The sequence below is a fragment of the Empedobacter sp. UBA5528 genome (assembly GCF_002426075.1).
In the GTDB taxonomy this organism is placed as follows: Bacteria; Bacteroidota; Bacteroidia; order Flavobacteriales; family Weeksellaceae; genus Empedobacter; species Empedobacter falsenii_B.
This window is the reverse complement of the sequence record NZ_DINY01000023.1, coordinates 128392-138935: the sequence shown is the minus strand read 5'-3', so window position 1 is coordinate 138935 and position 10544 is coordinate 128392. Positions and strand designations below refer to the sequence as shown.

Below are 10544 nucleotides of genomic sequence, written 5' to 3'. Positions count from 1 at the left end.
AGGACTGTCTCTTAAAGTGTGTAAGTTCAAAAATTAAGCTTGGGTTAGGTTCTACTTTTTAGAGTCTAACCCTTTCTTGATATAGGATTAAAAATTGATCAATAATAACTCCCCAGTTTCTTACTGGCATAGACCATTTTTTAGTTGCTTCTCTCACAGCCAAATATACGGATTTCATAACAGCTTCATCTGTAGGGAAGGATAATTTATTTTTAGTGTACTTCCTTATTTTACCGTTTAAATTCTCAATTAGATTGGTGGTGTATATGATTTTCCTAATATCTACGGGGAATTCAAAGAAAACCGTAAGGTCTTCCCAGTTGTTTTTCCAGCTTTGGATGGCATAAGAATATTTATGTTCCCACTTAGAAGCAAAATCATTTAAAGCAGCTTCAGCAGCCTGTTTAGTTGGCGCGTTGTAGATTTCTTTCATATCAGCAGTAAACTGTTTCTTATCTTTCCAAACAACGTATTTACAAGCATTTCGAATCTGATGTACTACACATATTTGTGTTTTAGATTCAGGAAAAACGGTACGTATGGTATCGGTAAAACCATTTAAGTTATCGGTTGCTGTAATCAAGATATCTTCAGTTCCTCTAGCCTTCATATCGGTTAAAACACTCATCCAAAAGGATGATGACTCATTTTTACCTAACCATAATCCTAAAACTTCTTTGCGTCCATCGCGTTTTAAGCCTACTGCGATATAAATGGTTTTATTAATTACTTTGGAACCTTCTCTAACCTTAAAAACAATTCCGTCCATCCAAACGATTAAATAAACAGGTTCTAATGGACGATTTTGCCAAGCTATAATGTCAGAGGTGATAGCATCTGTTATACGAGAAATCGTGGATTGAGAAACGTCAAAATTGTAGACCTCTCTGATCTGTTCTTCAATATCAGAAACGGACATTCCCTTGGCGTAAAGCGATACAATAACGTTTTCTAAGCCTTCTACCATGCTTTTTCGTTTAGGGATAAGCATCGGATTAAAACTAGCATCACGATCTCTAGGGACCTTTATTTCTTCTTCGCCATAACTCGTTTTTATCTTTTTGCTAGAATAACCATTACGCGCATTTTCTTGCTTGCGTAAATCATACTTGTCGTAATCCAGGTGAGCATCTAACTCACCTTCTAACATTTTTTCAATCCCTCGCTTTTGTAAGTCTTTGAGAAAGTTTTGGAGTTCATCGCCAGTTTTAAACTGTTTGAAAAAATCATCCGGAAATAGGTCTTTTGTTTCCATAAATATGTAAATATTAAATGTATAAAAAAAATTCTGCTCGATTTTAACCCAAGCAGAATTTTATACTTACACAGTTTTTGGTACAGTGTCATAAAAAGTCTTAAAAAAGAATAAAATTTTCTTAAAATTTTAGAAGTCTAAACCAAAAAAGGCCATTCATTTATTGAGAACAGCCTTTTTGTTAATTATTAATTAAGAATTAAATCTTTGCGATGTGCTGAACTAAATCAACTACTTTGTTAGAGTAACCAATTTCGTTGTCATACCAAGCAACTAACTTAACGAAAGTAGGGTTTAGCATGATACCAGCTTCTGCATCGAAAATAGATGTTCTTGTATCACCTACGAAATCTTGAGAAACAACAGCATCTTCTGTGTATCCTACAATTCCTTTCAAATCTCCTTCAGCAGCTTCGCACATTACTTTTTTGATTTCGTCGTAGTTTGTTTCTTTTGCTAATTTAACTGTTAAATCAACTACAGAGACATCAACAGTTGGTACACGGAAAGACATTCCTGTTAATTTTCCGTTCAATTCTGGAATTACTTTTCCAACTGCTTTCGCAGCTCCAGTAGATGAAGGAATGATGTTTACCATTGCACTACGTCCACCTCTCCAATCTTTCATTGATGGTCCGTCAACTGTTTTCTGAGTTGCAGTAGTTGCGTGAACTGTTGTCATTAAAGCTTCCACAATTCCGAAATTTTCGTGAATTACTTTTGCTAATGGTGCTAAACAGTTTGTTGTACAAGAAGCATTAGAAACGATTGTGTCTTCTGCTGTTACAGATTCGTGGTTAACACCCATTACAAACATAGGGGTATCATCTTTAGAAGGACCTGTTAAAACAACTTTTTTTGCTCCAGCTTCAATGTGTTTTCCTGCAGTTTCTTTTGTTAAGAATAAACCTGTTGCTTCGATTACGATATCAGCTCCAACTTCGTCCCATTTCAAGTTCGCTGGGTCTCTTTCAGCTGTAACGCGAATTGTTTGTCCATTAACAATTAAGTTTCCGTTTTCTACTTTAACTTCTCCGTTAAATTTTCCGTGAACTGAATCATACTTTAGCATATAAGCTAAATAATCAACGTCTACTAAATCGTTAATACCTACGATTTCAATATCGTTTCTCTCAATAGCAACCCCGAAAACAAGGCTACCAATTCTTCCGAATCCGTTGATTCCAATTTTAATTTTTGACATAGTATATATAATTTCCCTTTATATTAAATGTTTAAATCGCTAAAATATTAGCTACTTTGATTAACTCTTCGTCAATCTCATTGTGTTTTTTGATGGCTTCATCTATCGCTGTAAATACAACTTTATTAGAGCGAATACCAGCCATAAGATTTGTTTTACCTTCTAGTAAACCTTCGACAGCAGCAATTCCTAAACGACTTGCTAAAACACGATCGTGACAAGATGGAGAACCACCACGCTGTATGTGTCCTAAAACTGTTACACGAATATCATATTCTGGATGACGATTTTGTACTTGTTTTGCTAATTCAAAAACTCCACCTAATTTTTCACCCTCTGCAACTACAACGATGCTTGATTTTTTTCCAGATTTTTCTGAACGTTCTAAAGAAGAACATAATTCTTCGACACTATCACGTTGTTCTGGAATCAAAATATCTTGTGCACCTGAAGCAATTCCACTATTTAAAGCAATAAAACCTGCATCGCGTCCCATTACTTCCACAAAAAATACACGATCATGTGATGTAGCAGTATCTCTTAATTTATCAATTGCATCAATTACAGTATTCAAAGCTGTATCGTACCCAATTGTAAAATCTGTTCCGAAAATATCATTGTCAATTGTTCCTGGAATTCCAATAAATGGAACACCAAACTCTTGATGAAAGATATTTGCTCCAGTAAAAGAACCATCTCCACCAATTACAACTAAAGCATCAATGTTATTTTGTTTTAGATGATTGTATGCTTTTTGACGACCTTCTGTAGTTTTGAATTCTAAAGAACGAGCAGTTTTAAGAATTGTACCACCTTGATTGATAATATTTTTCACTGAACGAGGTCCAAGTTCAATCATATCATTGTTAATCAAACCTTCGTAACCTTGACGAATCCCTACTGATTTGATATCGTAGTACTTACATGCTCTTACAACGGCACGTAAGGCCGCATTCATTCCAGGCGCATCACCTCCAGAGGTTAATACACCAATTCTTTTTATATTGTTTCCCACGTTTTTCCCTTTATTAAATCAAATATAATAAAAAATCAGAATATTATTATAATTGGTAGTATGAAAGATAAATTAATCTTCGTCGACAGGTTTTAACGTTCCGTCTGCAAAATCTCGTTGAAGAATAACCGCAATATACAAATCTTCTCGTGTTCGCTTCGGATCATAAGTTTGTTTTAGATCAATATTAAACGCGCCACTTGCTGCTTGATAAAGAAAAGCATTCAATCCGCCACGTAATTCTTTTATAATATCGTATGTTGTTTTATTTGTTTCTTTATAGATTAATTTAGTAAGAATTTGTCCACGAGAACTTGACATATTTTTTAATTGATTCTCAAATTGATCAGCCAAATCCTTTTGGCGAGATTTAATAAAACGTTTTTTGTCTCGTCTTTTATCCATTGTTTGAATGGTGTCTGATACATAATTATATTCTCTAACAGCAGTTCTTACATACGGCCAAACATCGCGAACACGCTTTCTTAGCCATAAATAATATTTTTTTTCTAAATCAGTTTTTAAATGAACCGAATAACTATTCATTTCATTAAGATGTATTGTGTCTAAAGGATTAAACGCAAATTCATCTAAATTAATTGAATCATTTTTAATTTCTTGTGCAGGATTTTTTCCACCTAAATATAACCCAAAAATTTGAGCATTAACATTAGATAATCCAACAAAAGTAAGTAGTAAAGTTATATGATAGATATAAAATTTCATATCAGAATTAGTTCAAAAATTGTTCCTAAAATTAGTACATTTGTTAGATAAATAAACTAAAATGAGTACAAATAATTTGTTTGATCAACAATCTTTGGATTTTTTGACAAAATATTTAAATACAGCTTCACCTACAGGTTTTGAAAGTGAAGGACAAAAAGTTTGGATGGATTATATCAAACCATATGTAGATGAAGTAAAAACAGATAATTACGGTTCTGCTTATGGTATAATAAATCCTGAAGCGAAGTATAAAGTTGTGATTGAAGCCCATGCTGATGAGATTTCTTGGTTTGTGAATTATATTTCTGATGATGGATTGATTTATGTGATTCGTAATGGAGGATCAGATCATATGATAGCACCTTCTAAAGTGGTTAATATTCATACCAAAAAAGGAATTGTAAAAGGAGTTTTTGGTTGGCCAGCAATTCATTTGCGTCAAGCAGGAAAAGATGAAGCGCCAACTCCAGATAAAATTTGGATTGATACAGGTTGTACATCGAAAGAAGAAGTTCTTGAACTTGGAATTCACGTTGGTTGTGTGATTACTTATCCTGATGAATTTTTTACATTGAACGATCGTTATTTTGTTTGTCGTGCAATAGACAATAGAATGGGAGGGTTTATGATTGCTGAGGTTGCGCGTAAATTGGCAGAAAATAAAGATCAATTAGATTTTGGTTTATACGTTGTAAATGCGGTTCAGGAAGAAGTAGGGTTGCGTGGCGCGGAAATGATTACGCAAACAATCAAACCAAATGTTGCGATTATTACTGATGTTACACATGATACAACGACACCAATGATTACAAAATCGAAAGAAGGTGAGCAAAAATGTGGTGATGGCCCAGTTGTTTATTATGCGCCTGCTGTGCAAAATAATGTACGCGAATTAATTATTGATGCAGCTGAGAAAAACAATATTCCTTTTCAGCGTGCTGCAAGTTCTCGTGTAACAGGAACGGATACAGACGCTTTTGCATATAGTAATGGTGGTGTACCTTCAGCTTTAATTTCGTTGCCTTTGCGTTATATGCACACAACTGTAGAAATGGTTCATCAAGCTGATGTAAAAAATGTCATCGAGTTGATTTACGAATCAGTGAAAACAATTAAAAACGAACAAAGTTTTAAATATCATACTGTTTAAATTATAAAGTGATTAAAAAATATAAAGGCTGTCGTGAGACAGCCTTTGTTGCTATTTTGTGCTTCGATCTACTTCAAAAATTTCTATAATTGAATTTAAATTTAGCTAAATTTATTCAGAAAATCATTATTCAATCAAATATTAGAATAAATCTTTAGAGAATGATTATTTTTATACTTTAAAAGAAATAAGATGAAAATTGAATTAAATAGAGTAAATCAGGCTTCTCACTATGAAGCGACTGCGTCAAGTTCTTCGGTAAAAGTAAATATTGATGGACCTGAATCGATTGGAGGAGAAGGAAAAGGAGTTCGCCCAATGGAGTTGGTTTTGATTGCTTTGGGAAGTTGTAGTGTTTTTGATTTGAATGAAATTTTGAAGAAACAACGCCAAGAAATTGAAGATATTAAAGTTGAGGTTGAAGGTCAGCGTCGAGATGAAATTCCAAATATTTTTACAAATATTCATATCAAATTTTTCTTAAAAGGAAATATTGATTTAGATAAAGCAAATAAGGCTGCTGAATTAGCGGTTAAGAAGTATTGTAGTGTACATGATATGCTTGCAAATGGAGGAATTGATATCACTTACGAGATAAATGTAAATTAAATTGATAACAAAAAAAAGGTCTTTCGAACGAAAGACCTTTTTTTAATACATACATTTTCAATTAAGCTTCAACAATAGTTAAAGCTTCTTGAAAGATACTAACTTGCGCTAATACTTTATTTTTTAATTCTTCATTTACAATTTCGTTATTTTGGAAATTATCGTTGAAAGATGGGAAAGTTGTGCTTGCTACAATTTCTCCGCTTGCAAACATTCCAAAATATTTTGTTGCAACTTCCATTACATTTCCTCCACCATAAGCACCTGGAGATGTACTTAATAACAACAATTTTTTATCTTTCAAATATGGCATTTCGATACGAGAAACCCAATCCAAAATATTTTTTAATGCAACAGAAAAGTTTCCATTATGTTCTGCCAAAGAAATTACAACACCTTCTGCATCTTTGATTTTATTGTAAAAATCCTGCGCTTCTTGTGGAAATCCATTTTCTAATTGACGGTCAATAGAATAGATAGGCATCTCGAAATCATTGATGTCAACTAAATCGATTTCTGCATTTTCGATTTGATTTAAAGTATAATTTAATAATTCTTTATTGATTGATTTTTTGCTGTTACTACCAGCGAAAGCTAAAATTTTCATATTCTTACTTGAGTATTTTCATTTTTGATGAAGCAAAGTTATTGCAAGCAACCATAAATTTTATTGACCTATGTTAGGAAAAGATAAAAACTTATATTTTTTTTCTAAATTCATCAATTTTAAGAATCAATTCTCTGTTTAACTCTTCATTAGTGATTTTACCTTCTGCAAAATTTTCGTTGAATTTAGGCAAAGAGAAATCGACTAAAATGTCACCTCCTAATTTTGTAATTAATTTAGAACCTATTTCTAAAGAGTTTTTTGCTCCATAACCACCAGGAGATGTACTCATAACGAAGACCTTTTTTCCTTCCAGAAATTTATAATTAATTCTTGAGCACCAATCCATATAGCTTTTAAAAACTGCTGTAATGCAAGCATTATGTTCTGCTAATGAAATAAGCAAAATATCAGAATCAACAAGTTTTTGATAAAATCGTTTTACTTCATCAGAAAAACCTTGCTCTTTTTCTATATCAATATCAAAAGTAGGGATATCAAAGTCATCTAAATCTAAAATCTCAATTTGATCTTTGTTTAATAAAGAAGAAGCATAAGTTACGAGTTGTTTATTGATAGAAGTAGAGCTGTTACTTCCGGCAAAAGCTTTAATAATCATAGTTTTTATTTTAAGTTATTGTTTTTTTGTGTGTAATAATTGCGTATATTCTGTTGGTCGAATTCCTGATACTTTCTGAAAAATATTACTGAAAGATGACAACGAATTATAACCAACTAACATTGCGATTTCGTACATATTGTATTTATTTTCAGCAATCAATTCCAATGATTTTGTGATACGTAATGCGCGTAAAAATCGAACATAATTAATTCCCATATTATCTTTGAATTTTCGAGATAATGTTCGCGTGCTCAAACCAAATTGTTGCGCAACTTCATCTATTGTATAGTTTTTCTCGATATTTTTCATCAGAAATCGAGCAATATCGATCAGTTTCTGATCTTTTGGAAATGGATGCTGAATAAAAGCAGGTAATTTGTTCGATTCCATTTCGGGTAGAATAGATCGTATGGCTTTTACAAAATCATATTTTGCAGGATCTTTTTCCGAAATTGATCCACTCCAATTTTTGGTGTACAAAATCATTTCCCTTAACAACTCATTCGTGTAATAAATATTTGTAATCGAATAAAAATCGTTTTCTTCTTTTTCGGTCTTGAAATAAAAGTTATACAAATCGCCTGTTTTACTATTCGTTAAGATAGAATGTGGCGTATTTGCAGGAATCCACATAAAACAACGCGCAGGCAAATACCAATGTTTGTCGTTTACAAAAACATGTACAATTCCGCCTTCTGCATATAATAATTGTGCTTTTTTGTGTTCATGTACGCGCGTTCCTATCGTATCTAAATGTGCATGTTGTATGTAAAAATGGACTTTAGATTTGTCAACTTCGTTAAAAAAAAACTGATCAAACAACATTGTTTTATACTTTTATAAAGTGAAATATTTTTGCTTTTGCAAATTACTTTATTTTGGCGTAAATGAGCAAATTATTTTCTTTTTTTATCAAGAGGGTAAAGGTGTTTTGAATGTAACTTTGCATCACTAAAAATCAATAACAGACTTATAAATAATACAAAATGATATTTAAATTCGTTAAATATCAGTTGCTTACATTGTTGTTAATGCTGAGTGGGTTGAGTTATGCTCAAAATGAAATAGACTATAACCAACTGAAATTAAGCAAAGCAATTGAAATTGGACTTCAAAATAATAAAAAATTACAAATTAGCGCTTTAAAAACTAATATTGCTGAATTAAAAGAGAAAGATCTTAAAAATGAGAAATTGCCAGATGTAGACTTTCATACTGGTTTTCATGTTTTGAGTAATTTACGCCAATATGAAGACGGTTTTCTAAAACCTTCTACAAAATATGCTGTTCCTCGAGTGAAATACGATTTTACACTTTCGGCAGAAATTCCAATTTATTTAGGTGGTAAATTAAAAAATGATGAGAAAAAATCTGAAATAGAAACTAATATTTCGAAACTGCAAGTTCGAAAAGATGAGCGAGAATTGAGAATGCAAATTATCACAGCTTATTTACAAGCGTTGCATTTACAAGAGCAACAAAAGTTGATTTTGGATAAAATGAGAGAAGATTCGGTTGTGATAAAACAAACAGAATCCTTGAAAAAAAATGGTTTGGTAACCTACAACGAAGTCTTGAGAACAGAATTGCAATTGTCAAATCATAAAATGTCTTTTACAGAATTGGCGAATGAAATTTCGATTATTGAACATCAAATCAAAACAATTTTAGCCTTACCAGAAAATCAAGAAATGCATATTGACACCAATGATTTGTTTACAAATGAAGAGCATTTGGGTTTGGTTGATGAAATGATTTTGGAAGCAATAGATCAAAGTGAAAGCTTGAAAATTGCGAAAGATGATTTGAATTTGAAAGAAATTGATAAGAAAATTACCAAAGCTAATACATTACCAAAAATAACTGCTGGAGCGGAATATGGATATAATTATCCAAACTTTATGTTTTTTCCACCAGAAGAATATTTGTACAGATTTGGTTCTGTTGGTGTAAATGTTTCGATTCCGTTGAGTAATTTTTTCAAGAATAAACAAAAAATGCAAATCGCAGATCGTAACATTTCAATTGCAAAATTAGAAATAGAAGAGAAAGAAGAACAAATTCGACATGATGTTTTTGCAGCGAATAAACGATTAGAAGAATCGATCGATAAAATAAAAATTGCGGAAGATGCAATTGGTCAAGCCAAAGAAAATTATCGAATTGTTAGAACAAAATATGTCAACAAATTGAGTTTGATTACAGAACTTATCGATGCGGATAACGCTTATTTAGAAGCTCAATCGAATTTGATTTCATTGCAAATTAACAAACAATTAAAATACTATCAATTACAATACATTTTAGGAAACTTATAAAAATGGGAAAACAACAGACAAAAGGAGAAAAACGAATGAATAGAACGCTTTCTGTNNTTATCATAGGAATCACTGCAGTAGCTTGGTTTTATTTCTTTTCGAGTTCACATGTCAATACAAATGACGCGCAAGTGCGACAATATATTACGCCAGTTTCGAGTAAAGTTTCTGGTTTTATCAAAAAAGTAAATTTCGAAGAAAATCAATTTGTACACAAAGGTGATACGCTTGTTGTGATTGACAATAGAGAATTTCAGAACCAGATTGATATTGCAGAAGCAAATTTAGAATCGACTTCGCAATCTGTTTTAACATATGAAAAAGCGGTAGATACAAAATCAAGTGATGTTAATATTGTTAATGCAAATATAGAAGCTGCTAAAATAGAGGTTTGGAGAACTGAAAAAGATTATAATCGTTTCAAAAATTTAGTGCAAGAAGATGCTGCAACCGTGCAACAGTTTGAAGAAGTTGAAGCGAAATATAAACAAGCAAAAGCAAGTTTGAGTGCTTTGGAACAACAACGTAATGCCGTGAATGTTAGTGCGTCTGCAGAACAAACAAAAGTTGCGCCTGCAAAAACTCAAATTTTACAACGAAAAGCCCAATTGAACGATGCTAAACTTATTCTCTCATATACCTATGTTGTAGCACCTTACGATGGTTGGGTTGGAACAAAAAATATACAAGAAGGTCAGTTAATAAAAGAAGGGCAGGCCTTGGTGCAAGTAGTTTCGAAAGAGAAATGGATTGTTGCAAATTTTAAAGAAACGCAAATTGGAGAAATCGATTTGGATCAACCAGTTATTATAAAAGCTGATGCCTACAAATACATTGAGTTTGAAGGAAAAATTGAATCACTTTCGCCAGCTTCTGGGTCTGAGTTTGCTTTGATTAAACCTGATAATGCTACAGGAAACTTCGTGAAAATTGAACAACGTTTTCCTGTAAAAATAATTCTGAAAGAGTCTAAAAACAACGAAAAATTACGTACCGGAATGAATGTAAATGTTTCCGCAGAAAAAGTAAATTAAA

At 32.2% G+C, this 10544-nt stretch carries 11 protein-coding genes; 4 read left to right on the top strand and 7 right to left on the bottom strand.

What is annotated here, in order from left to right; translation table 11 throughout:
- Nucleotides 1-58: 58 nt before the first annotated feature.
- The 4 genes from B4L98_RS04675 to B4L98_RS04660 all read right to left on the bottom strand — a co-directional run bounded on the left by B4L98_RS04675 (nt 59) and on the right by B4L98_RS04660 (nt 4200).
- Nucleotides 59-1255, bottom strand: coding sequence for an IS256 family transposase (locus tag B4L98_RS04675; RefSeq protein WP_114998566.1), 1197 nt, complete (start codon nt 1253-1255; stop codon nt 59-61).
- 199 nt (nt 1256-1454) lie between these two features.
- Complete coding sequence (gene gap / locus B4L98_RS04670) at nt 1455-2459, bottom strand: type I glyceraldehyde-3-phosphate dehydrogenase (protein ID WP_286495233.1); 1005 nt, start codon at nt 2457-2459, stop codon at nt 1455-1457.
- Between the two features lie 31 nt (nt 2460-2490).
- Entirely contained in the window at nt 2491-3474 is a 984-nt protein-coding gene (pfkA, locus tag B4L98_RS04665) for a 6-phosphofructokinase (RefSeq protein WP_260391944.1), read from the bottom strand.
- Between the two features lie 72 nt (nt 3475-3546).
- A complete protein-coding gene (locus B4L98_RS04660; RefSeq protein ID WP_291077647.1) occupies nt 3547-4200 on the bottom strand; it encodes a DUF4294 domain-containing protein in 654 nt (217 codons plus the stop codon).
- Nucleotides 4201-4261: 61 nt separating this feature from the next.
- Here B4L98_RS04660 and B4L98_RS04655 point away from each other — a divergent pair, with 61 nt between their 5' ends.
- A complete protein-coding gene (locus B4L98_RS04655) occupies nt 4262-5353 on the top strand; it encodes a M42 family metallopeptidase (RefSeq protein WP_286495231.1) in 1092 nt (363 codons plus the stop codon).
- Between the two features lie 192 nt (nt 5354-5545).
- Nucleotides 5546-5962, top strand: coding sequence for an OsmC family protein (locus B4L98_RS04650; protein WP_286495230.1), 417 nt, complete (start codon nt 5546-5548; stop codon nt 5960-5962).
- Between the two features lie 61 nt (nt 5963-6023).
- On the opposite strand, the gene B4L98_RS04645 is transcribed toward B4L98_RS04650, so the two are convergent.
- The 3 genes from B4L98_RS04645 to B4L98_RS04635 form a co-directional block, all read right to left on the bottom strand.
- The gene (locus B4L98_RS04645) at nt 6024-6569 is read right to left on the bottom strand and encodes an NADPH-dependent FMN reductase (protein WP_125349252.1); all 546 of its coding nucleotides are present in this window, start codon (nt 6567-6569) and stop codon (nt 6024-6026) included.
- Between the two features lie 91 nt (nt 6570-6660).
- The gene (locus B4L98_RS04640) at nt 6661-7188 is read right to left on the bottom strand and encodes an NADPH-dependent FMN reductase (protein ID WP_115001105.1); all 528 of its coding nucleotides are present in this window, start codon (nt 7186-7188) and stop codon (nt 6661-6663) included.
- Nucleotides 7189-7203: 15 nt separating this feature from the next.
- On the bottom strand, nt 7204-8016 hold the full coding sequence (locus B4L98_RS04635) for an AraC family transcriptional regulator (protein WP_280051127.1): 813 nt from the start codon (nt 8014-8016) through the stop codon (nt 7204-7206).
- 161 nt (nt 8017-8177) lie between these two features.
- Here B4L98_RS04635 and B4L98_RS04630 point away from each other — a divergent pair, with 161 nt between their 5' ends.
- Nucleotides 8178-9509: a TolC family protein gene (locus tag B4L98_RS04630; RefSeq protein ID WP_291060215.1), complete on the top strand. Its 1332-nt coding sequence runs from the start codon at nt 8178-8180 to the stop codon at nt 9507-9509.
- A 2-nt stretch (nt 9510-9511) separates the two neighbouring features.
- Nucleotides 9512-10543, top strand: a complete 1032-nt coding sequence (locus tag B4L98_RS04625; protein ID WP_291077645.1) for an HlyD family secretion protein — start codon at nt 9512-9514, stop codon at nt 10541-10543.
- The last annotated feature ends 1 nt before the right edge of the window (nt 10544 follow it).

What these genes read in the sequence shown, in the direction of transcription:
- B4L98_RS04675 (WP_114998566.1), bottom strand. Translation starts at nt 1,255, where the DNA reads ATGGAAACAAAAGACCTATTTCCGGATGATTTTTTCAAACAGTTTAAA.
- gap (WP_286495233.1), bottom strand. Translation starts at nt 2,459, where the DNA reads ATGTCAAAAATTAAAATTGGAATCAACGGATTCGGAAGAATTGGTAGC.
- B4L98_RS04660 (WP_291077647.1), bottom strand. Translation starts at nt 4,200, where the DNA reads ATGAAATTTTATATCTATCATATAACTTTACTACTTACTTTTGTTGGA.
- B4L98_RS04655 (WP_286495231.1), top strand. Translation starts at nt 4,262, where the DNA reads ATGAGTACAAATAATTTGTTTGATCAACAATCTTTGGATTTTTTGACA.
- B4L98_RS04650 (WP_286495230.1), top strand. Translation starts at nt 5,546, where the DNA reads ATGAAAATTGAATTAAATAGAGTAAATCAGGCTTCTCACTATGAAGCG.
- B4L98_RS04645 (WP_125349252.1), bottom strand. Translation starts at nt 6,569, where the DNA reads ATGAAAATTTTAGCTTTCGCTGGTAGTAACAGCAAAAAATCAATCAAT.
- B4L98_RS04640 (WP_115001105.1), bottom strand. Translation starts at nt 7,188, where the DNA reads ATGATTATTAAAGCTTTTGCCGGAAGTAACAGCTCTACTTCTATCAAT.
- B4L98_RS04635 (WP_280051127.1), bottom strand. Translation starts at nt 8,016, where the DNA reads ATGTTGTTTGATCAGTTTTTTTTTAACGAAGTTGACAAATCTAAAGTC.
- B4L98_RS04630 (WP_291060215.1), top strand. Translation starts at nt 8,178, where the DNA reads ATGATATTTAAATTCGTTAAATATCAGTTGCTTACATTGTTGTTAATG.